Annotated in this window: 21 protein-coding genes; 11 read left to right on the forward strand and 10 right to left on the reverse strand. The window is 71.6% G+C overall.

Annotated features, from left to right (window positions below):
- Positions 1 to 558: hypothetical protein (locus tag E1J50_RS00005; RefSeq protein WP_245516365.1), on the forward strand; the 558-nt coding region annotated here is incomplete at its 5' end.
- A 54-nt stretch (positions 559 to 612) separates the two neighbouring features.
- Here the strand turns inward: E1J50_RS00005 and E1J50_RS00010 are convergent.
- Together E1J50_RS00010 and E1J50_RS00015 are read right to left on the reverse strand one after the other, a co-directional pair.
- Positions 613 to 1,053 carry a DUF1489 family protein gene (locus tag E1J50_RS00010; protein WP_132249115.1) on the reverse strand — a complete coding sequence of 147 codons (441 nt, stop codon included), beginning with the start codon at positions 1,051 to 1,053 and terminating at the stop codon, positions 613 to 615.
- Between the two features lie 110 nt (positions 1,054 to 1,163).
- Complete coding sequence (locus E1J50_RS00015) at positions 1,164 to 2,234, reverse strand: hypothetical protein (RefSeq protein WP_132249117.1); 1,071 nt, start codon at positions 2,232 to 2,234, stop codon at positions 1,164 to 1,166.
- A 133-nt stretch (positions 2,235 to 2,367) separates the two neighbouring features.
- On the opposite strand from E1J50_RS00015, the gene E1J50_RS00020 reads away from it, so the two are divergent.
- The 5 genes from E1J50_RS00020 to E1J50_RS00040 all read left to right on the forward strand — a co-directional run bounded on the left by E1J50_RS00020 (position 2,368) and on the right by E1J50_RS00040 (position 7,451).
- On the forward strand, positions 2,368 to 3,564 hold the full coding sequence (locus E1J50_RS00020) for an MFS transporter (RefSeq protein ID WP_132249293.1): 1,197 nt from the start codon (positions 2,368 to 2,370) through the stop codon (positions 3,562 to 3,564).
- A 66-nt stretch (positions 3,565 to 3,630) separates the two neighbouring features.
- Positions 3,631 to 4,755 carry an ABC transporter permease gene (locus E1J50_RS00025; RefSeq protein ID WP_132249295.1) on the forward strand — a complete coding sequence of 375 codons (1,125 nt, stop codon included), beginning with the start codon at positions 3,631 to 3,633 and terminating at the stop codon, positions 4,753 to 4,755.
- A gap of 26 nt (positions 4,756 to 4,781) precedes the next feature.
- Positions 4,782 to 5,585 (forward strand): ABC transporter ATP-binding protein, encoded by an 804-nt coding sequence (locus tag E1J50_RS00030; protein ID WP_207919120.1) that lies wholly within the window; start codon positions 4,782 to 4,784, stop codon positions 5,583 to 5,585.
- Positions 5,586 to 5,674: 89 nt separating this feature from the next.
- Entirely contained in the window at positions 5,675 to 6,757 is a 1,083-nt protein-coding gene (locus tag E1J50_RS00035; RefSeq protein WP_132249119.1) for an MlaD family protein, read from the forward strand.
- 109 nt (positions 6,758 to 6,866) lie between these two features.
- Positions 6,867 to 7,451, forward strand: a complete 585-nt coding sequence (locus E1J50_RS00040; RefSeq protein WP_132249121.1) for an ABC-type transport auxiliary lipoprotein family protein — start codon at positions 6,867 to 6,869, stop codon at positions 7,449 to 7,451.
- 24 nt (positions 7,452 to 7,475) lie between these two features.
- On the opposite strand, the gene E1J50_RS00045 is transcribed toward E1J50_RS00040, so the two are convergent.
- The 3 genes from E1J50_RS00045 to thiE all read right to left on the reverse strand — a co-directional run bounded on the left by E1J50_RS00045 (position 7,476) and on the right by thiE (position 9,748).
- A complete protein-coding gene (locus tag E1J50_RS00045; protein ID WP_132249299.1) occupies positions 7,476 to 8,105 on the reverse strand; it encodes a helix-turn-helix domain-containing protein in 630 nt (209 codons plus the stop codon).
- A gap of 153 nt (positions 8,106 to 8,258) precedes the next feature.
- Positions 8,259 to 9,068, reverse strand: coding sequence for a bifunctional hydroxymethylpyrimidine kinase/phosphomethylpyrimidine kinase (gene thiD / locus E1J50_RS00050; protein WP_132249123.1), 810 nt, complete (start codon positions 9,066 to 9,068; stop codon positions 8,259 to 8,261).
- The gene (gene thiE, locus E1J50_RS00055; RefSeq protein WP_207919121.1) at positions 9,065 to 9,748 is read right to left on the reverse strand and encodes a thiamine phosphate synthase; all 684 of its coding nucleotides are present in this window, start codon (positions 9,746 to 9,748) and stop codon (positions 9,065 to 9,067) included. The genes thiD and thiE overlap by 4 nt, the downstream gene beginning before the upstream one ends.
- A 319-nt stretch (positions 9,749 to 10,067) precedes the next feature.
- On the opposite strand from thiE, the gene E1J50_RS00060 reads away from it, so the two are divergent.
- Positions 10,068 to 11,060 carry an NUDIX hydrolase gene (locus E1J50_RS00060; RefSeq protein WP_132249127.1) on the forward strand — a complete coding sequence of 331 codons (993 nt, stop codon included), beginning with the start codon at positions 10,068 to 10,070 and terminating at the stop codon, positions 11,058 to 11,060.
- A gap of 65 nt (positions 11,061 to 11,125) precedes the next feature.
- Here the strand turns inward: E1J50_RS00060 and E1J50_RS00065 are convergent, their stop codons facing one another.
- The 3 genes from E1J50_RS00065 to E1J50_RS00075 all read right to left on the reverse strand — a co-directional run bounded on the left by E1J50_RS00065 (position 11,126) and on the right by E1J50_RS00075 (position 14,541).
- Entirely contained in the window at positions 11,126 to 13,270 is a 2,145-nt protein-coding gene (locus E1J50_RS00065) for a sensor histidine kinase (protein WP_245516374.1), read from the reverse strand.
- 121 nt (positions 13,271 to 13,391) lie between these two features.
- The gene (locus tag E1J50_RS00070; protein ID WP_132249129.1) at positions 13,392 to 13,694 is read right to left on the reverse strand and encodes an Rdx family protein; all 303 of its coding nucleotides are present in this window, start codon (positions 13,692 to 13,694) and stop codon (positions 13,392 to 13,394) included.
- Between the two features lie 91 nt (positions 13,695 to 13,785).
- Positions 13,786 to 14,541, reverse strand: coding sequence for a 3'-5' exonuclease (locus E1J50_RS00075; protein WP_132249130.1), 756 nt, complete (start codon positions 14,539 to 14,541; stop codon positions 13,786 to 13,788).
- A 129-nt stretch (positions 14,542 to 14,670) separates the two neighbouring features.
- On the opposite strand from E1J50_RS00075, the gene E1J50_RS00080 reads away from it, so the two are divergent.
- The 3 genes from E1J50_RS00080 to E1J50_RS00090 are packed head-to-tail and all read left to right on the forward strand — an operon-like array spanning position 14,671 to position 16,712.
- Positions 14,671 to 15,306: a LemA family protein gene (locus E1J50_RS00080; protein WP_132249131.1), complete on the forward strand. Its 636-nt coding sequence runs from the start codon at positions 14,671 to 14,673 to the stop codon at positions 15,304 to 15,306.
- Positions 15,307 to 15,316: 10 nt separating this feature from the next.
- On the forward strand, positions 15,317 to 16,090 hold the full coding sequence (locus tag E1J50_RS00085; RefSeq protein ID WP_132249132.1) for a TPM domain-containing protein: 774 nt from the start codon (positions 15,317 to 15,319) through the stop codon (positions 16,088 to 16,090).
- Positions 16,080 to 16,712 (forward strand): TPM domain-containing protein, encoded by a 633-nt coding sequence (locus tag E1J50_RS00090; RefSeq protein WP_132249133.1) that lies wholly within the window; start codon positions 16,080 to 16,082, stop codon positions 16,710 to 16,712. Before E1J50_RS00085 ends, E1J50_RS00090 begins: the two co-directional genes overlap by 11 nt.
- Before the next feature lie 50 nt (positions 16,713 to 16,762).
- On the opposite strand, the gene moaA is transcribed toward E1J50_RS00090, so the two are convergent.
- Positions 16,763 to 17,791 (reverse strand): GTP 3',8-cyclase MoaA, encoded by a 1,029-nt coding sequence (moaA, locus tag E1J50_RS00095; protein ID WP_132249134.1) that lies wholly within the window; start codon positions 17,789 to 17,791, stop codon positions 16,763 to 16,765.
- Positions 17,792 to 17,941: 150 nt separating this feature from the next.
- Between moaA and E1J50_RS00100 the strand changes: the two genes are divergently transcribed.
- Positions 17,942 to 18,361 (forward strand): gamma-butyrobetaine hydroxylase family protein, encoded by a 420-nt coding sequence (locus E1J50_RS00100; protein ID WP_132249135.1) that lies wholly within the window; start codon positions 17,942 to 17,944, stop codon positions 18,359 to 18,361.
- A 91-nt stretch (positions 18,362 to 18,452) separates the two neighbouring features.
- On the opposite strand, the gene E1J50_RS00105 is transcribed toward E1J50_RS00100, so the two are convergent.
- The gene (locus tag E1J50_RS00105) at positions 18,453 to 19,118 is read right to left on the reverse strand and encodes a L,D-transpeptidase (protein WP_132249137.1); all 666 of its coding nucleotides are present in this window, start codon (positions 19,116 to 19,118) and stop codon (positions 18,453 to 18,455) included.
- Positions 19,119 to 19,433: the final 315 nt, after the last annotated feature.

Raw genomic sequence — 19,433 nt, forward strand, 5'->3', positions numbered from 1 at the left:
CCGCAACCGGCCCCGGCCCGGACGGCGACGCCGCCGGCCCGCACCGAGCCGGCCGGCCAGCGGCCCGCAACCCCAGCCAAGCCGGCCCCGGCGGGCGCCGACAAGCGCGGCTGGCTCTCGGACCTCCTGACCCGGGCTTCCCTCGACGAGGAGGAGGCGCCGCCTGCGCGCAACGTACAGGCTGAGGCGACCAAGGGCGGCAGCGAGCGCAGCCGGACGACGCTGGAGACGATCTCGACCGACATCGCGCGGATGATCGACCATCGCACGGCGGTGGATCTGTGGGAGCGTTACCGCCGCGGCGAGCCGAACCTGTTCGACCCCGGCCTCTACACGCCGCAGGGACGCCAGACCTTCGGCGAGCTGCAGCGCCGCTATCGCAGCGATGCCGATTTCCGGCGGACGGTCGATCGTTACGTGAACGAGTTCGAGAGGCTGCTCGGAGACGTCTCGAAGAACGACCGCGATTCCAAGCGCGCCGACGCCTACCTCACCTCGGAGACGGGCAAGGTCTACACGATGCTCGCCCATGCGAGCGGCCGTTTCGACGGTGCGTGAGGCGGAAGCGGGCCATCCGCGGATGGCCCGCTCGCATCCTGGCGCGGGACCTGATCAGAGCAGCCCGAGGCTCACCAACTCTCGCCGCAGGGTCTCGGGCATCTCGGCGAGATCGCCCGCGCTCGCGGCGTCGAGGTCGGACGGCGCGTCCTTGGCCGTGAGATAGCGCCAGCCCTGGAAGGGGCGGTAGGAGCGCGGGCTCACCGGCACGAGCTTCGGGTCGAAGACGAGGCGGCAGCGGGCGATGCCGTCGGTACCCGTGAAGGGCTCGATCGCGGTGATGCCCTGCCGGCAGGACAGCGTGCCCTTGATCACCCAGTAGATCGAACCGCGGCCGACGATCTCGCCGTGACGCTTCGGGATCATCCGCGTGGTGTGGAAGGGCGCCGGGTCCGCCCCCGTCCGCAACGCCTCGCCGCGATGGCGCTCCTGCCGATCCACGAGATCCTCGATCGACCGCGGGCCGACGCAGAGCTTGATCAGGTGAAGGGGCATGATCGGTGCGGGCGAAGTCCTGAAGGACCGTGCGGGACGGCGGCGCGATGCGTGGATTCGCCGGACTTAAGCACCCGGCGCGCCCACGCAAGTCGCAGCCGTGACGCCTGTCAGGAGAACAGCCGCAGCTTCTGCTCGATGCTCAGCGCATCGATGTCGGCGAAGGTGATCGCGTGGTCGGGCTCCGGATCGATCGAGGCGGCCGCCCAAGCGGGCTCCGCAGCCGCCGCGACCAGGGCCGCCGGCGGGCGCAGGTCGAATTCCGGCTCCACCTCCGAGTCCTCGTCCACCTCGCGGACCGCAACGTCCGCCTCCGGCGCAGCCGGCTGCGCGAAGGCGCGCGTCAGGTCGAGATCGAGATCGACGGTGGCCGCAGCCTCGGTTTCGGGCTCCTCGCAGGCGGGCTCCGCCTCGGTCTGGACGAAGACGAGGTCCTCGTGCAGCGGCACCGCGGCGATGGGCGGGCGGACCACGTCCATCGGAACGGCGGCTTCCATGTCGATGAACCGGTCGACGTCGCTCTGGCTGAGATCGACCGCGGCCGATTCCATGGCCGGGCGCGCGTTCCACGCTCCGGGTGCCGCCGGGATCTCCAGGGCTTCATCGCCCCAGATACCGATCATCGCGATCAGCCGCTCCTCGAGATACCGGAGCGTGTGCACGATCCGGCTGGTGCGCTGGGCCGTCAGGTCCTGGAACGAGCAGGCGGTGTAGATCTGGGTGGCGCGACGGTCGAGCTCGTCGCAGATCGCGACGTCGGCGCCGCGCTCGCGCAGTGTCCAGGCGGCCTCCTGAACCTCCTCCGCCGCTCCGAGGATGTCGGACGTGGCGCGCTCCGTGGCGCGCACGATCGCATCCAGTGCCTCCGAGGCCACGCTGAGGCGGGTCTGATCCTGGTCGGGGGCGCTGAGGGCGGCGATCTCGGCTTTCGTCCTGGCGATCGCGTTCGCCATCTCCATCAGGTCGCCGCGCAGGCGTCCGACCCCGTCGAGGCCGCGCTCGCCGGTCACGGCGTTCTCCAGGCGGCCGATCGCGCCGAGCAGCATGTCGGTGTCGGCGCTGCGGTTCCGCCGGGCGAACTCGGACAGGAACCAGCGCCCGCGCTCGCTTTCGCTCATCGCCGTTTCGATGCGCTCGTACTCGGACGGCTCGATCGTGCTGAGCGACTGGGATCCTGACATCGAACACGGCCTCGGGTTATCTCGGGACGCGAGCGTCCCCGCCCTCGTTCAGGCCCGCGCAATTTGACAGGCCGGGTTTAACGCGTGCTTACGCACCCGCTCGGCCCGATCTCATCCCGATCCCCCGTTGCTCATCCACGCACCCTCCGGCGCCCTGCGCCTCGCCCTCCTCTACGCGGTCGTGTTCGTCGAGATCGGCATCGCGATGCCGTTCATGCCGCTCTGGCTTGGCGCGCTCGGCCTCGATCCCGCGATCATCGGCCTGCTGCTGGCCCTGCCGATCGCGACGCGGATCGTCGCGACGGCGCCGCTGATGGCCCTGATCGACCTCGGCGTCTCCGCCCGCACGCTGCTGACCGCCGGGAGCCTCGGCGTCGCCCTCACCTACGGGCTGATGCCGGCGGCCTCCGCCTTCGGCTGGCCGGCGCTCGCGGTGCTGACGGTCCTCAACGCGGTGGCGGCCGCCCCCCTCGTGCCGAGCATCGACTACCTGACGCTCGCGGCCGTGCGGCGCGAGCCCCGCCTCGATTACGCTCGGATCCGCCTGGCCGGCTCCCTGGCCTTCCTCGCGGCGAACATCCTCGGGGGCGCACTCCTCGGGGCGCTGGGTGAGGCGGTCGCCGTGCCGCTCCTCCTCACGGGGCTCGCCCTCGGCGCGAGCCTCGTCGCCCTCGCCAGCCATTCGGTCACCCCGCCAGCCGCCGCACGCGACGCGACGCAGGCGCGCCCGCCCCTGCCCGCCTGCCTGTGGCTCGCGATCGCGGCGGCGGCCGCGATCCAGGCGAGCCACGCTGCGATCTACGGCTTCGGCAGCCTTCACTGGACAGGCCACGGAATCGCCACCGCCTGGGTCGGCAGCCTCTGGGCGATCGGGGTCGGCGCCGAGATCCTGCTCTTCGCCCTCATCGGCTTCGCGCCGGCCCGCTGGCGCAGCCCGTTCCGCCTCCTCGCCCTCGGCGGGTGCGCGGCCTTCCTCCGCGCGATCGGGATGACCGTCGCCGGGACCGAACTCGGCCCCGTGATCGCGCTGCAGGCGCTCCACGGCCTCACCTTCGGCGCGACGCAGCTCGGCGCCATGGCCGCCGTCTCCGCCTTCGCGCCGGAGGGCGCGCGCGGACGCGCGCAGGGCACGCTCAGCGCCGTGAGCGCGCTCGCGGCGGCCTCCGCCACGCTGATGAGCGGGCTCGCCTACCGCAGCGGCGGCCCCCTCGCCTTCGCTCTGATGGCGCCGCTCGCCCTGGCCGGACTTGTCTTGGCGGCGGCCGCGGCGCGCGCGGCGCGCCTGCCCCCAGCGGGGCCGTTTGGCAGGGCGGCCCCGGAGACGGTATAGTAACGGGCGCTTCAGCATAACGATGAGGAACGGGAGACGCGGTTCGTGCGGACCGAGGACGGCACCATGCTGAGCGAGGCGGCCTCCGCGACCCATGAGGCGGGCAGCGGCCGCGTCGTGCTGAGCGGGCGCTGGACCGCCGACCAGGCCCCGTCCGTCGAGACCGCCGCCGCCCGGATCGCGGCCGCCGCCGGGCAGCCCGTCCTCGTCGATCTCACCCGGATCGAGCGGCTCGACACACTCGGCGCCTGGGTCCTGGAGCGGACGCGGGGCGAGATCGAGGCCGCGGGCGGTCGCCTCGCCTATGCCGGCGCGACGCCCGAGCACAGGATCCTCCTCGGGGAGATGGGCCTGCGCCAGCCTGAACCGGCGACCGGCCCCGGGCACGGGCGCATCTACGGCTTCCTCGACGATCTCGGCCGGCGCGTCGTCGCGGCCCGGCGCGACGTCGTGACGGGCCTCGCCTTCCTCGGCGAGGTGGTCGTCGCCTGCCTGCGCGTCGCCGCGCGTCCGGGCACCTTCCGCGGCACCGCCTTCGTCAACCAGATCGATCAGGTCGCCTTTCGCGGCGTGCCGATCATCGTGCTGATCTCGTTCCTCGTCGGCGGCATCGTCGCGCAGCAGGGCATCTTCCAGCTGCAGCGGTTCGGGGCGCAGACCTTCGTCGTCAACCTGATCGGCCTCCTGATCCTGCGCGAACTCGGGGTGCTCCTCACCTCGATCATGGTGGCGGGCCGGTCCGGATCGGCCTTCACGGCCGAGATCGGCTCGATGCGCATGCGCGAGGAGGTCGATGCGCTGCGCGTGATGGGCCTCGACCCGATCGAGATCCTGATCGTGCCGCGCATTCTCGCCCTCGTGGTCGGATTGCCGATGCTGGCGCTGATCGCCTCTCTCGCGGCGCTCGCGGGGGGCGGCCTCACCGCCATGCTCTACGGCGGCATGACGCCGGAGGGCTTCCTGTCCCGCCTTCAGGCCGCGATCTCGCTCCACCACGTCGCGGTCGGCCTGATCAAGGCGCCGTTCATGGCGCTGATCATCGGGATCATCGCGACGATCGAGGGCTTTGCGGTGGAGGGCTCGGCCGAGTCGCTCGGCCGCCACGTCACCGCCTCAGTCGTCAAGTCAATCTTCATGGTCATCGTGCTTGATGGACTCTTCGCGGTGTTCTTCGCGGCTATCGATTTCTAAACCACGTGAGCGACCGCACGCCTCCCATGACCGGATCCGGCGACGCCATCATCCGCGTGCGCGACCTCGTCGTGGGGTTCCGCGACCGCACCGTGCTGAAAGGGCTGAACCTCGACATTCGCCGCGGCGAGATCCTCGGCTTCGTCGGGCCGTCCGGCCAGGGCAAGTCGGTGCTGACGCGCACGATCCTCGGCCTCGTGCCGAAGCGCTCGGGCACGATCACCGTGTTCGGCGAGGACACGGAGGGGATGAGCCTCGCCCGCCGCCGCCGGATCGAGCAGCGCTGGGGCGTGCTGTTCCAGCAGGGTGCCCTGTTCTCGGCACTGACGGTCAAGCAGAACATCCAGATGCCGATGCGCGAGCATCTGAACCTGTCCGAGCGCCTGCTCGACGAGTTCGCGCGCCTCAAGATCGAGATGGTGGGGCTGAAGCCCGACGCCGCGGACAAGCTGCCCTCCGAACTTTCCGGCGGCATGATCAAGCGCGCGGCGCTCGCCCGGGCGCTGGCCCTCGACCCCGAGATCCTGTTCCTCGACGAGCCGACCTCCGGCCTCGACCCGATCGGGGCGGGCGAGTTCGACGAGCTCGTCGCCACCCTGAAGCGGACGCTGGGGCTGACCGTCTTCATGGTGACCCACGACCTCGACAGCCTCTACACGGCCTGCGACCGCATCGCCGCGCTGGGCGACGGGCAGATCATCGCCGAGGGGCCGATCGAGGCGATGCTCGCCTCCGACCATCCCTGGCTGCGCTCCTACTTCCACGGGAAGCGCGCCCGCTCGATTGTCGTTGGCGAGCCCGGCGCCGCGCGGGAGCCCGCGCATGTCTGAGTTCGCGCCGTGCCCTCACGCGGATGTGCGCCGCCCGCGTGCGCTGACGCACCGCCCCGCCCTCGCCGATCCGGGACACCGCTGATCCGATGGAAACGCGTGCCAATTACGCCCTGATCGGCGCCTTCACCCTGGCCGTCATCGTCGCCGGGTTCGGCTTCGTGTTCTGGCTGCAGGGCGGCGCCTCGCGGCAGGTCGCGCAGGCCGTGCGCATCGTCTTCTCGGGCAGCGTCGGCGGTCTCGCGAAGGGTTCGAGCGTCACCTTCAACGGCATCAAGGTCGGCGAAGTGACCGATGTTCGGCTCCTGCCCCAGGACCCGCGCCGGGTGATCGCGCTCATCAACGTCGCGCCCTCGACGCCCCTTCGCGCCGACACCCGCGCGCGCCTTGATTCCGCGCTGCTCACCGGCGTCTCCGTGATCGCGCTGAGCGGCGGCAATGCCGACGCGCCGCCCCTTCCGGCCGGCACGGGCGAGCAGATGCCCACGATCTTCGCCGATTCCTCCGACATCCAGGACATGCTGGCCGCCGCCAAGCAGATCGCGCAGCGCGCCGACGACGTGCTGCAGCGCCTCGACAAGGTGGTGGCCGGCAACGAGGGCGCGATCAACCGGACGCTCGCCAATGTCGAGGCCTTCTCGAAGACGCTCGCCGATGCCGGCCCCTCGATCGGCGGGCTCGTCAAGGCGATCGACGGGCAGAAGCTCAACCGCGTGGTCGACAACGCCGACCGCTTCTCGGCGGCTCTGAGCGCGGCGAGCCCCGACATCGAGGCCGGCCTGCACGATGCGCGCACGCTCGCCGCCAAGCTCAACGCCTCGGCAGACCGCATCGACGGCGTTCTCAAGGGCGCGCAGGGCTTCCTCGGCTCCGCCTCGGGCGAGGCTGGCACCAGTACCTTCGCGGAGGTACGCGAGGCGGCCGTGTCGGTCCGCGACGCCGGCCGGGCCTTCCGGACCCTCTCCGAGAACCTCGACAAGCGCACGGCCAACATCGCCACGAGTTTCAACCGACTCAGCGGCACCGGGCGCCGCGAGGTCGAGGCGCTCTCGACGGACGGGCAGCGCACGCTCAACACGCTCAACCGCACGGTGAAGAGCCTGGAGCGCGACCCCTCGCAGGTCCTGTTCGGCGGCAAGCCCTCGTTGCCCGAATACAACGGTGGGCGGTAATTCCTGATTCCCACCCGTCGATGTGCCCGCGCGCACGGCACGGTTCCAGCTTTGCCGTAGTTTCCCCTCGCCGCTCCCGTGCGGCGTCAGGAGATGTCCAGGTCCCCGGATGACCGTCCGTTTTCACGCCCTCGCGCTCGGCGCGACGCTCCTCGCGGCCGTCCTCGGCGGTTGCGGCGGCTCCGCGCCCCTGACCTTCGACCTCGCGGCCCTGCCGGCCTCGGGGCGACCGGCCGCGTCGGCGCGCTCGATCGTGGTGGCGGAGCCAGTGGGCATCCAGCCCTTCGAAGCGGACCGCATCATCGTGCGGGAGGCGGGCGGCGCCCTCTCCTTCCTCGGCGGCGGGCAATGGGCGGACCGCCTTCCGCGCCTGATCCAGACCCGGCTCATCCAGAGCCTGGAGAATTCGGGGCGTCTGCGCTCCGTGAGCCGCCCCGGAGACAAGATCGTCTCCGACTATCAGCTCATCAGCGAGATCCGCGCCTTCGACATTTCCGCGGGTTCCGGCGAGGCGGTCGTCGACCTCTCGGCGAAGCTGATCGCGGAGGGTACCGGGCGCGTCGCGGCCGCCCGCGTCTTCCAGGCGCGGGTGGCGGTGTCCAAGGTCGATGCCGGCAGCGCCGCCGTCGCCCTGGACGCGGCGCTCGCACAAGTGCTCGGTGAGATGGTGCGCTGGGTGAATTCCGGCCGCTAGACACTCATGACGGGCGTTAGCCGGTCACTCCATCACCGCGGCCTTCATGATCACGACCATCGTGGCCCGTCCCGGAACCTCGCTGACGCAGCGCACGGTGTGCGGCCGGTCGCATCGGTAGCGAAGGGTCTCGCCCGCGCGGGCCCGCTGCACGCTACCGCTGACGTCGACCTCGAACACCCCCTCGGAGACCGACAGGGATTCCACCGAGCCGCGCTGGTGCGGGTCGGAATCGAGGACGCCGCCCGGGTCGGCCGAGACGTCGTACCATTGCAGCCACTCGATCGTCTTGATCCAGCCGATGATGGCGAGCCGCACCTTGCCGTCCTCGGAGAGGAGGATCGGCGTGTCGGCGCGCGACGAGCGCTCGATGAAGGGCTCCTCGTCGCCGGTCGCGAGCACCCGCTCGATGGAGACGTCGAGCGCCTGGCTCAGGCGCCAGATCGTGGCGAGGGTCGGGTTGGTCTCGTTGCGCTCGATCTGGCTGATGATCGACTTCGCGACGCCGGATTGTTCGGCCAGCTCCGAGAGCGACAGATTGTAGGCCTTGCGCAGGCGCTGGATCGTCTTGCCGAGCTGACCGGACAGGACCTGGGCACCGCCGAGAAGATCCCTCTGCCGCACCCGCTCCGGCCGTTCCATCTGATCGTGCATCATCCCGCGCCTGCCCGCATCGTTCCGTTCATCGAACGATCGTACGCTACTTCAAACGCAATCGGCGGATGGATGCAAGGCTGCGAGCGACACCGAGCCGTGGGCGGATCGCGTCCGGCCGACCCCTTTTCCGGGGGCGCGCGCTCGCGGGATTCAGCTCCAGACGGCGTGGAAATGGTGGACCGGCCCGTGCCCTCGACCGATCGAGAGCCTGTCCGCGGCAGCGATGGCAGCGGTGACGTAGCTCTTCGCCGCGACGACCGCTTCGGGCAGGGCGAGGCCGCGGGCGACGCCCGCCGTGATCGCCGCGGACAGGGTGCAGCCCGTCCCGTGCGTGTTCTCCGTCGCGAACCGGGGGGCGGCGAGGCGGCGCAGGGTCCCGTCCCGGGTGAGCAGGTGGTCGACGCTCTCGCCCCCTCGTGCATGGCCGCCCTTCACGAGGACGGCTCGGGCGCCGAGGGCGAGGAGGCGCCGGCCCTGGGCCACGGCCGCGTTCTCGCTCTCCGCGACGGGCTCGCCGAGAAGGGCCGCCGCCTCCGGGAGGTTCGGGGTGATGAGGTCGACCTCCGGCAGCAGCCGTCGGCGAAGGGTCTCGATCGCCGCCTCCGAGATGAGCGGGTCGCCGCTCGTCGCCACCATCACCGGATCGAGGATGATCGGGATCCCGGGGGCCAGCCGCGCGAGGCCGTCCGCTACGGTCTCGATCACGGCGGCCTGGGACAACATCCCGATCTTGGCGGCCGTGACCGCGAGGTCCGAGAACACGCTCTCCATCTGCGCCGCGATGAAGGCGGGCGGCACGTCGTGGATGCCCTGGACCCCGCTCGTGTTCTGTGCGGTCAGCGCCGTCACGACGCTCGCCCCGTAGGCGCCGAGCGCCGAGAAGGTCTTGAGGTCGGCCTGGATGCCGGCGCCGCCTCCCGAATCCGAGCCGGCGATGGTGACGGCGATCGGGGTGCTCATGCCGCCGCCCCGCGGGCGCGCAGGGCGCCGTCGACCCGGTCGCGGAGGTCCCGCGCCCGCGCCTCGATGGATTCCGCGCCGAACAGGGCCGAGATGAGCGCGACGCCGTCGGCTCCCGCGGCGACGACGGCCGCCGCGTTGCTCGCGTCGATCCCCGCGATCGCGCCAACCGGAAGGGCGCTGCCGCGGGCGAGGCGCGCCCGGAAGGCGATGCGCTGGAACCCGTCGATGCCGACCGGAGGGTCGGGATTGTTCTTGCTCCGCGTCGCGAAGACCCCGCCGATACAGGCGTAATCCACCGGCAGGCGGTAGAGTTCGTCCGCCTGCGCCCCGGTCTTGAGCGTGATCCCGATGATCGACGAGGCGCCGAGGAGGCGTCGCGCGTCGGCCGGGTGCATGTCCGACTGGCCGAGATGCACACCCTCCGCCTCCGCGGCGAGGGCGAGGTCGACCCGGTCGTTGACGAGGAGCGGTGCCCTCCCGGCGACGGCGGCGCGGATGGCGCGGATGCGGGCGAGCGCGGCGCGCGCGTCCTCGATTCCCTTCTCGCGATATTGCAGAAGCGTGCAGCCGCCGGCGACGGCCTCGGCCGCCATCGCGGCAAGGCGGTTGCCGTCGCCGCCGCAGACATCCACGTCGAGGATGCCGTAGACGCGCAGATCGACGGTAGGGCCGGTCATGCCCGCCGTTCCGCCGCGCGGCAATGTCTCAGGCTTTGCGCCATCAGGTGGTGTCCCTGCGCGGAGTGTGTCCCGCATTCCGGGTTAGGCGCCCGCCGCGCCCATTGGCAAGGCCCTGTCCGTTCGGACAGCGTCACCGGTGTTCATCCCCCGCGCGATCGCGTCGGCGCGTTGACGCCGGGGTGCGATCTGCGGCTAAAGCAACGTGACGTCGCGCGGGGGTGGGCGGCCTCCCGCACGGCTTGCGGCGCGCCCGCTCGCCACGGGCGCGATCCTCGCTTCGAACCCGACGCCCTCGCAGAGGAGGTCACCCGCTGCCATGACGACGGCGGACACGCGCGCGAGCCTCGGTCCCCGGCCGGTCGCCAGCCCGTCCTCGGTGGGCCTCGTCGCGGTCATCGTGGCGGCGACGGAGGGCGAGCCGCGGGCGCTGACCGTGCAGGTACCGGGACAGGCGGAGGGCCGCAGCGACGGCCTGCCCGCAGGCCCCCTCGTGCCGGAGCACGCCACCCTGGAGCGCGGCCTGCGCGCCTGGGTGGAGCGCCAGACGCACCAGCGCCTCGGCTATGTCGAGCAGCTCTACACTTTCGGCGACCGCGACCGGCAGGGGGGAGGCTCGGAGGGCGTGCATTCGCTGTCGGTCGCCTACCTCGCCCTCGTGCGCGAGGTGCGGCCCGGCGGCCTCGCCGAGGCATCCTGGCGGAACTGGTATCGCTATCTGCCCTACGAGGATTTCCGGAACGGCCGTCCGAAGGCCCTCGACGCGATCGAGCCGAAGCTCCTCGCCTGGGCCGCGGAGGCGCCCGACGCGAAGTTGCGGCGCCTGCGCGAGGACCGCCTCGGTCTCACCTTCGGCCTCTGCGGCGGCTCCTGGAACGAGGAGCGCGTGCTGGAGCGCTACGAGCTTCTCTTCGAGGCGGGGCTGATCCCGGAGGCCAAGGGCAATGCCGGCGCGGCATTCCCCGGCGACCCGACCGGCGCGCCGATGGCCTTCGACCATCGCCGGGTGCTCGCGACGGCGATCGGCCGTCTGCGCGGCAAGATCAAGTACCGGCCGGTGGTGTTCGAGCTGATGCCGCCGACCTTCACCCTGTTCCAGCTTCAGCGCACCGTCGAGGCACTGGCGGGCACGCCGCTGCACAAGCAGAACTTCCGCCGCCTGGTCGCCCAGCAGGGCCTCGTCGAGGAGACGGAAGGGATCACGAGCGGCACCGCCGGGCGGCCGGCGAGGCTCGTCCGCTTCCGCCGGGAGGTTCTCCTCGAACGCCCCGCTCCGGGCCTGCGCCTGACGCCGTCGCGCCGTCCGGGCTGATTGCCGCCCGACTTGTCCGCCTCACCGGTCCCCTCGCGTTGGGCAGGGTGACGGCGTGAGGCTCCCTACCCCGCCGCCGCCACGGCCGTTCCCTGGGTCGCCCCGCCGCGCCGCTCGAGCAGCCCGGGCGGCGGCACCGGCGCCTCGATGGTGCAGACGACGCCCGTCGGCGCGAACAGGAGCTGGACCTCCCCGGCGAGTTCCCGGGCGAGGCTGCGCTCGATCAGGCGCGAGCCGAAGCCGGTGCGGGTCGGCTGCGTCACCGGCGGTCCACCGGTCTCGGTCCAGCGCAGGAACAGCCGCGTCTCCCCCTCCTCCCGCTGCACGGACCACGCGATCGCCACGGTGCCGCCCTCCCGCGAGAGCGCGCCGTATTTCACGGCGTTGGTGCCCAGCTCGTGCAGAGCCATGGCGATGGAGAGGGCGAGGCGCGGCGGCAGGCGCAGGGCCGGTCCGGAGACGTTGAAGCGCGAGCGCCCTTCCGCCACGTCGAGGGGGCGGATCGCGTCGGCGACGACGGTCCCGAGCTCCGCGCCCTCCCAGCTCTCGCGGGTCAGCACGTCGTGCACGCGGGCGAGGGCGAGGAGGCGCGCCTCGAAGGCGGCACGGGCGGCGCTCGCCTCCTCGCCCTCCAGGCGCCGCAGCGACTGCCCGGCGATCGATTGCACGGTCGCGAGCGTGTTCTTCACCCGGTGGTTCAATTCGTGGATGAGGAGGATTAGGTGCTCCTCGGCGAGCTTCGCGTCGGTGATGTCGACGTTGCAGCCCGTGTAGCCGAGGAAGGTGCCGGCATCGTTGAGGCGCGGCACCCCCTCGCAGCGCAGCCACCGCACGGTGCCCTCCCCGTCGATCACCCGGACTTCCGTCCGGAAAGGCGCGCGCGCCTCGAAGGCCTCGTTGAAGGCCGCCGAGAAAGTCTCAAGATCGTCCGGGTAGATGATCCGCTTCCAGCCCTCGTCCTCCAGTTCGGCCGCCGGCATGCCGAACAGGTGGTCGAAATGCATGTTGGCGAAGGTGACGTTCGAGGCCTCGTCCGTCATCCAGATCAGCGCCGGAGCGGAATCGGCCATGTGGCGGAAGCGCGCCTCGCTCTCGCGCAGGTCCGAGAGGCCGCGCCGCGTCTCCGCCAGAGCCCGGTCGCGTTCCTCCTCGCGAGTCCGGATGCGCAGCGACGCGTCGGCGAGCACGTCGGCGAGGAGGCGGATCTCGTGGACGGGCGAGGCGATGCGCGGAATGGCCTCGCCGCGGGCGAGGGCCGGGCCGGAGGCGGCGAGCTGGCGCAAGGGTCGAGAGACCCGCGACCAGAGGTTGACGGCGAGCGCCGAGGAGGTGGCGAGGACGAGCAGACCGAAGCCCCCGAAGGCCCAGATCCAGCGCCGAAGCCGCGCGTCGACCAAGGATTGCGGGATGCTCGCCGCCACCGTCCAGCCGGTCAGCCGCGAGCGCGCCTCCACCACGATCACGGGCCGCTGCTCCCGGTCCTTGCCCTCCCAGACGCCCGGCGTGTCGGTCTGGGTCTCGCGCAGGGAGTTCAGGCGGGGGCGGCCGACGAGCGACTCGTTCTCCGGCAGCCTCGCCAGGATGGTCGTGTCCCGGTCGGAGATGCCCGTCGTCCAGCCGTCGACCACCTCCCGCGCCAGGATCGCCTGCAGGCGGGAGACGGGCGCGTTGAAGCTGAGGATGTAGGTCACCTCGCCCTCGACGAGCACCGGCACGGCGACCGCGTAGGTAGCCAGCGCCGCACTCGCACCCGGGATCAAGCCGGAGACCATCGCCCGCTGGGAGCCGGAGGCGATCTCCCGGTCGAAGGGGAGCGTGGAGAGTGGCAGCGTGGCATTGCGCTTCAGGCCGGTATTGACGACCTGCTGCCCGTCCGGCTTGCGCAGGACGATGTCGAGATCGATCGCGTCCCGTACGAGGCGGGCCTGCGCGTCGAACGCCTCGAACTCGCCGTCCTTCAGGCGCGGCGAGGTCGCGAGCGTCTGCAGCACGGAGACGAGGCCGGCCGTGTCGCGGTCGATCGAGAGGGCGATGCCGCGCACGTTCTCCCGCGCATCCTGCTCGAAGCGGGCGCGCTCGGCCGCGGCGTAGCGCATCAGGAGGATCGCGGTGAAGATCAGCCCTGGCCCGATCAGGGCGATGACGAGGGCGACGAGGTAGACCTGCGTCGAGAATCCGCGATGGATCAGCCGGTCGAGGAACCGGCGCAGCCGGGAGGGCGGGCGCGCCTCGACGGCACCGGCCGGGTGGGTCGCGGTGTCGAGATCCGGCCTCACGCCGAGGCCCCGCCGATGGCGATCGGCGCGCTCACCAGCCGCTGTCGGTGATCGGTCATGGGCGGTCGATATGGCCGAGATCGCGCGACGGGTCGAGCCGGTCCCGCACGCGCTGCTTCAGGATCTTGACGTCGGGGAACCCGCCATCGCGCTTGCGCTCCCAGATCGCGTCCTTGTCCACCGCGATCTCGAACACGCCCCCGGTGCCGGGCACCAGAGCCACCTCCCCGAGATCGTCCCGGAAGGTCGAGAGCAGCTCCTGAGCCATCCATGCAGACCGCAACAGCCAGTTGCACTGCGTGCAGTAGGTGATGGCGACGCGCGGCTTCGCGACCGGTATTTCGGGCGTTCCGTCCATGTGGCGCACAGCGCACCGCCGCCGACGCATTGTCAACCGCTCAAGCCGCCGCCCCCCGCGCGCGGCGCCGAGCCTCCGGCACCCGGTACGGTCAGAGCAGGCGGGCGGGCGGCTCCGTGCCGGGGCGCTCGGCGCGCAACGCCTGCTGGCGGCGGGCGGTGAAGCGCACATCCGCGTCGAAGCCGCCGCGCGTCAGCACCCAGGCGAGGAAATCGTCGCTCATCGTGTCCCAGCGCCGGCCGCGATGCTCGCCGAAGGTGACGCGCGGCAACAGGGCCGGCTCCCGCGTCCAGGCGAGAAGCGTCTCGAGCGGCGCCTCGCGCAGCATCTCGCGCAGGAGGTGGGCCGTCACGTAGGCGTCGGGGCCGGCGCGGTGCGCGGGCAGCCCGGCCCTGCGGTCGAGCCCCTCCGGCCGGCGGGCATAGCGCAACGCCTGATTGGCGTGCGAGGGTTCGTCCGGCCACAGGCGCAGGGCGCATTTGTAGGTGCAGATCCAGGGGCGGCGGCCGGTCAGCGCGTCCCGGCACCAGCGCCGCTCGAAGGCGGCGCGATGCGCGGCCAGCGCCGCGAGCGGGCGGCCCGGGGGCTGCAGCACCGCCGGCGCCACGGCGAGCCAGGTCGGCGCGCCCGCCACGTCCCCGTCGAGGATGTGATGCACCGCCTGCGTGCGGGCCGGGATCGGCCGCTCCGGATCGACGAAGCGGGCGCCGCGCTCCGCGCCGATCCGCCACGTCCCATCGCTCCCCTCGACATCCTGCCAGCCGATCTCGACGACACCGTCGGTGCCGGCGCGTCCGCCGGTGGTCTCGAGGTCGACGACGCGGATGACGAGGTGGTCGGCGGGCATCTACGCCGATATGGCGCCGGGCCGCCCGGGTGGAAACCGCGCGGCCTTTTCGAGCGCTCCGCGATGCCTATCTGTCGCAGGGGCGCCAAGGCCAAGCTCGGCCTCGCGACCGCTTCAGGGAGACCCGTGATGACGTCAGGCTCGATCGGCGAGGCGCCGGCCCGCACCCCCGTCCTCGCCCGGCTCCTCGGGGCGCTCGTCGCGATCCTGTTCGCGACCTGTCTTTCCGGCTGCGGCGCGATCAACCGGGTGCCGACCCTCCAGGAGCAGGCGAAATCCGCCTGGAGCGAGGTCCAGAACCAGTATCAGCGGCGGGCCGACTTGATCCCGAACCTCGTCGAGACAGTGAAGGGCTACGCGCAGCAGGAGAAGGACGTGCTCACCGGCGTCGTCGAGGCGCGGGCGAAGGCGACGAGCGTGAAGGTCGATGCCGCGACGGTGAGCGATCCGCAGAAGTTCAAGGAATTCCAGGACGCGCAGAACCAGCTCTCCGGCGCGCTCGGGCGCCTGCTCGTCACCGTCGAGCGCTATCCGGACCTGAAATCGAACCAGAACTTCCTCGCCCTGCAATCGCAGCTGGAGGGCACCGAGAACCGGATCGCCGTGGCGAGGCGCGACTACATCCAGGCCGTGCAGGCCTACAACACCGAGGTCCGCACGATCCCCGGCCGCTGGATCGCGGCGTTCCTCTACCCCGACGCGAAGCCCATGGAGACCTTCACGGCGACGCCGAACGCGGAGCGTCCGCCGAACGTGAAGTTCTAGGGAGGCAACGGTGTCGAGGCTGGCGCGCGGGCTCGCCGCCTGCCTCCTCCTGATCGTTGGCCTGCCGCTTGCCGGGTGGGCCGCGCTCGCCGCCGAGCCGGTCTTTCCGCCGCTCACGGGGCGGGTGGTGGACGCGGCCGGCATCCTGAAGCCCGACGAGCGTGCCGCCCTCGAGGCCAAGCTCAAGGGCTACGAGGACAAGACCTCCGATCAGGTCGTGGTCGCGACCGTGCCGAGCCTGCAGGGCTACACCGTCGAGGATTTCGGGAACCGCCTCTTCCGTGCCTGGGCGCTCGGCCAGAAGGCGGGCAATAACGGTGCCCTGCTTCTCGTCGCGCCGACCGAGCGCAAGGTCCGCATCGAGGTCGGCTACGGCCTCGAAGGCGCGCTCACCGATGCCCTCTCGAAGGTGATCATCACCACGGCGATCGCCCCGCGCTTCAAGGCCGGGGACTTCGCCGGCGGCATCGGTGCGGGCGTCGATGCGATGCTGTCGATCCTGTCCGGCGACGCGGAGGCGTGGCACCGGCGGGCGGAGGTGCGGAACGACGAGACGGGCGCTGCCGATGTCGTGATCTTCGTCGTGATCATCCTCGTCATCGTGCTCCTGTTCTGGAGCATGGGGCGGGCGCAGCGCGGCCGTGGCGGCTTCGTCGTCCTTCCCGGACCGGGGCCGGGCGGGTTCGGCGGAGGCTGGAGCGGCGGCGTATCGGGGGATTCCGGCGGCGGATTCTCCGGCGGCGGCGGCTCCTCGGGGGGCGGAGGTGCATCCGGTGACTGGTAGGGTGACACGGTCGCTCTCGCCCGAGGCGCTGGCGCGCATCGCGGAGGCGGTCGGCGAGGCCGAGAGCCGCACCGCGGGCGAAATCGTCGTGATGGTGAGCGCGCGCGCCGGGCTCTACCGGTCGCCGGTCCTGCTGGCGGCGCTCATCGCCGCGCTCGCGGCGCCCTGGCCCCTGATCGCCCTGACCGGTTGGAGCGCGGCCGGGATCGCCCTGGCGCAGGCCGCCCTCGCCCTCGCGATCCTCGCGCTCGGTGCGAGCGAGGCCCTGCGTCTTCGCCTCGTGCCTGCGCGGGCGAAGCGGGCGCGCGCCCGCGAGGCGGCGCGGCGCGGCTTCCGACAGCGGGGTCTCACCCGCACCCGGGGCCGGACGGGCGTACTGATCCACCTCGCCCTCGCCGAGCAGCACGCGGAGATCGTCGCGGATGCCGGTGTCCTGCGCGCGGTGGCACCCGGGACCTGGGACGCCACCATCGCCGCGCTCCTCGACGCGCTGCGGCGCGACGAGATCGAGGCCGGTCTCATCGGTGCCGTCCGCTCGGTCGGCGCCATCCTTGCCGAGGCCTGCCCCCGAAGCGCGGACGACATCGACGAATTGCCGAACCGCGTGATCGTCAGCGAGTGAGGTGCGACGCGGAAACCCGCCCCGCCGCCGCGGAGCCGAGAGCCGCCCGGTCAGCCGCCCGTGACGCTCATGTGGCGCGGCACCGCGGGCTTCGCCCGCTCGATGACGAAGTCGTGCCCCTTCGGCTTGCGCGTGATGGCCTCGAGGATCGCCTGCGTCACGAGATCGTCCTCCGGCGAGGCGCGCAGAGCCGCGCGGAGATCGGCCGCGTCCTCCTGGCCGAGGCACATATAGAGTTTGCCGGTGCAGGTCAGGCGCACCCGATTGCAACTCTCGCAGAAGTTGTGAGTGAGCGGCGTGATGAAGCCGAGCCGCCCGCCCGTCTCCGCGACGCGCACGTAGCGGGCCGGGCCACCGGTGCGGTCGGGCAGAGGCGTGAGCGTGTAGCGGGATTCGAGCCGGGCCCGCGCCACGGACAGGGGAAGGAACTGGTCCGTCCGGTCCCCCTCGATCTCACCGAGGGGCATGACCTCGATCAGCGTCATGTCCATGCCGTCGCCATGCGCCCAGGCGATCATGTCGGCGATCTCGTCCTCGTTGACGCCCTTCAGCGCCACCGCGTTGATCTTCACCTTGATCCCGGCGCGGCGCGCCTCGGCGATGCCGTCGAGAACCACCTTCAGATCGCCCCGCCGCGTGACCGCCCGGAACTTGTCGGGGTCCAGCGTGTCGAGGGAGACGTTCACGCGGCGCACGCCGAGATCGGCGAGCTCATGGGCGAAGCGGCCGAGCTGCGTGCCGTTCGTGGTCAGCGTCAGCTCGTCGAGGGCGCCCGTTCCGAGATGGCGCGACAGGCGATGGAACAGGTGCATGATGTCGCGCCGCACCAGCGGCTCGCCGCCGGTGATGCGCAGCTTGCGCACGCCGCGATCGATGAAGACGCCGCAGACCCGGTCGAGCTCCTCCAGCGTCAGCAGATCCCGCTTGGGGAGGAACTGCATCTCCTCGGCCATGCAATAGACGCAGCGCAGGTCGCAGCGATCGGTCACGGAAATGCGCAGGTAGGTGATGGCGCGCTGGAACGGATCGATCAGCGGAGCGACGGCAGGTGCGGACGCGTCGGTGCGGGGACCCCACATACGGGACTCGAGGCTCTGCTGGGACGGGATTTCGGCTTCGTGCCGTGGCGAACCTAACATGTCCTGGCATATGAGGTCTCGCGCGTTTGCGAGCAAGCGCGCGGATTGTGGACGCAGGGCCGGCCGAGCGGGCTGGCGAGGAGCGATGCGATGAGCACGGAAATCTGGCCGACCGAGATCCGCCTCGCCGCAGACCGGCGCAGCCTCGACGTCGCCTTCGACGACGGCGCGCGCTTCGCGCTGCCCGCCGAGTACCTGCGCGTGAACAGCCCTTCGGCCGAGGTGCAGGGCCACTCGCCCGCCGAGCGCAAGGTGATCGGCGGCAAGCGCAACGTGATGATCCTGGCGGTGGAGGCGATCGGCAATTACGCCGTCAAGCTGCGCTTCGACGACATGCACGACACCGGGATCTACGGCTGGGACTATCTCCACCGGCTCGGCCGGGAGCACGAGCCGCGCTGGGCGACCTACCTCGCCGAACTCGCGGCCCGCGGCCTCGACCGGGACAGCACCCGGTCCGCGACGGCCCCGGCGGCGGGCAGTTGCGGAAGCGGCTGCGGCTGCCACTGACGCGGGTCGCCGGCGGGTTCCGGCACGGTCCGAAACGGCGAAGGGCCGGCGTCTCCGCCGGCCCCTGCTTTGCGTGAATGATCCCGAGCGCTCAGCGCTGCACGATCACCTTCGTGCCGACATTGGCACGGGTGTAGAGGTCCGAGACGTCGTCGTTCGTCATGCGGATGCAGCCCGAGGAGACGGCCGTGCCGATCGATTCCGGCTCGTTCGAGCCGTGGATCCGGTAGATCGTGCCGCCGAGATACATGGCACGCGCGCCGAGCGGGTTCTCGATGCCGCCCTTCATGTAGCGCGGCAGGTCGGGACGACGCTTCAGCATCTGGGCCGGCGGACGCCAATCGGGCCACTCGCGCTTCATCGTGATCGTCTGCACGCCGCCCCAGGTGAAGCCGGGCCGGCCGACGCCGACGCCGTAGCGGAGGGCCTGGCCGCCGCCGAGCACGTAGTAGAGCCGCCGCTCGGCCGTCGAGACGACGATCGTGCCGGCGCCGTAGGGTCCCGCATAGGCGACCTGCTCGCGCGGGATCGCGGACATCTGCGGCACGGCCGAGCCCGACATCGGATCGGCGGTGTTCAGCGACGCGCTGGCGGTCGGCACGGCGACCGTCTGCTGCGTCTGCGGCCGCACCCGCACCATCAGCGCGGTGTCGAGCGGCTGGCGGGTCAGCGGGTCGATCTCATAGGCGAGAGCGGGCGTCGCCCACGCGGCGGCCGCGCAGGCGAGCCCGATCAGGGCGGGGGCGAAACGGCGCATCGAAGCCTCTCGTCGGCAGGCGAATCGTTCTGGGAACGCGATTGGAAAACAGGGGCACGTTGACGTGCCATGCGTCGCCAAGGGGTAAACGCTGCCGTACCAAAGCCAAGCTGAAAACGGGTGGGCCGGAGCGCTTGTGGGCCGACGTGACTCGGTGGCAACACTGTGGCAGCTTTGCCGTTCGCTTACCCGTGAGACGGGATTAACCCTCAGCGGCGGGAGTGTTTTTCGCTGGGCCCGCACGCCGCCAATTCGTGGCTTTCGCGTGGCGCGCTCTTGGTGGGGCGGCCTTGGGCGGGCGCCTCTTGCGCGATG

This window comes from Methylobacterium segetis (genome assembly GCF_004348265.1).
Taxonomy (GTDB): domain Bacteria; phylum Pseudomonadota; class Alphaproteobacteria; order Rhizobiales; family Beijerinckiaceae; genus Methylobacterium; species Methylobacterium segetis.

What these genes read in the sequence shown, in the direction of transcription:
- E1J50_RS00010 (WP_132249115.1), bottom strand. Translation starts at nt 1,053, where the DNA reads ATGCCCCTTCACCTGATCAAGCTCTGCGTCGGCCCGCGGTCGATCGAG.
- E1J50_RS00015 (WP_132249117.1), bottom strand. Translation starts at nt 2,234, where the DNA reads ATGTCAGGATCCCAGTCGCTCAGCACGATCGAGCCGTCCGAGTACGAG.
- E1J50_RS00025 (WP_132249295.1), top strand. Translation starts at nt 3,631, where the DNA reads ATGCTGAGCGAGGCGGCCTCCGCGACCCATGAGGCGGGCAGCGGCCGC.
- E1J50_RS00030 (WP_207919120.1), top strand. Translation starts at nt 4,782, where the DNA reads ATGACCGGATCCGGCGACGCCATCATCCGCGTGCGCGACCTCGTCGTG.
- E1J50_RS00035 (WP_132249119.1), top strand. Translation starts at nt 5,675, where the DNA reads ATGGAAACGCGTGCCAATTACGCCCTGATCGGCGCCTTCACCCTGGCC.
- E1J50_RS00040 (WP_132249121.1), top strand. Translation starts at nt 6,867, where the DNA reads ATGACCGTCCGTTTTCACGCCCTCGCGCTCGGCGCGACGCTCCTCGCG.
- E1J50_RS00045 (WP_132249299.1), bottom strand. Translation starts at nt 8,105, where the DNA reads ATGCACGATCAGATGGAACGGCCGGAGCGGGTGCGGCAGAGGGATCTT.
- thiD (WP_132249123.1), bottom strand. Translation starts at nt 9,068, where the DNA reads ATGAGCACCCCGATCGCCGTCACCATCGCCGGCTCGGATTCGGGAGGC.
- thiE (WP_207919121.1), bottom strand. Translation starts at nt 9,748, where the DNA reads ATGACCGGCCCTACCGTCGATCTGCGCGTCTACGGCATCCTCGACGTG.
- E1J50_RS00060 (WP_132249127.1), top strand. Translation starts at nt 10,068, where the DNA reads ATGACGACGGCGGACACGCGCGCGAGCCTCGGTCCCCGGCCGGTCGCC.
- E1J50_RS00070 (WP_132249129.1), bottom strand. Translation starts at nt 13,694, where the DNA reads ATGGACGGAACGCCCGAAATACCGGTCGCGAAGCCGCGCGTCGCCATC.
- E1J50_RS00075 (WP_132249130.1), bottom strand. Translation starts at nt 14,541, where the DNA reads ATGCCCGCCGACCACCTCGTCATCCGCGTCGTCGACCTCGAGACCACC.
- E1J50_RS00080 (WP_132249131.1), top strand. Translation starts at nt 14,671, where the DNA reads ATGACGTCAGGCTCGATCGGCGAGGCGCCGGCCCGCACCCCCGTCCTC.
- moaA (WP_132249134.1), bottom strand. Translation starts at nt 17,791, where the DNA reads ATGTGGGGTCCCCGCACCGACGCGTCCGCACCTGCCGTCGCTCCGCTG.
- E1J50_RS00100 (WP_132249135.1), top strand. Translation starts at nt 17,942, where the DNA reads ATGAGCACGGAAATCTGGCCGACCGAGATCCGCCTCGCCGCAGACCGG.
- E1J50_RS00105 (WP_132249137.1), bottom strand. Translation starts at nt 19,118, where the DNA reads ATGCGCCGTTTCGCCCCCGCCCTGATCGGGCTCGCCTGCGCGGCCGCC.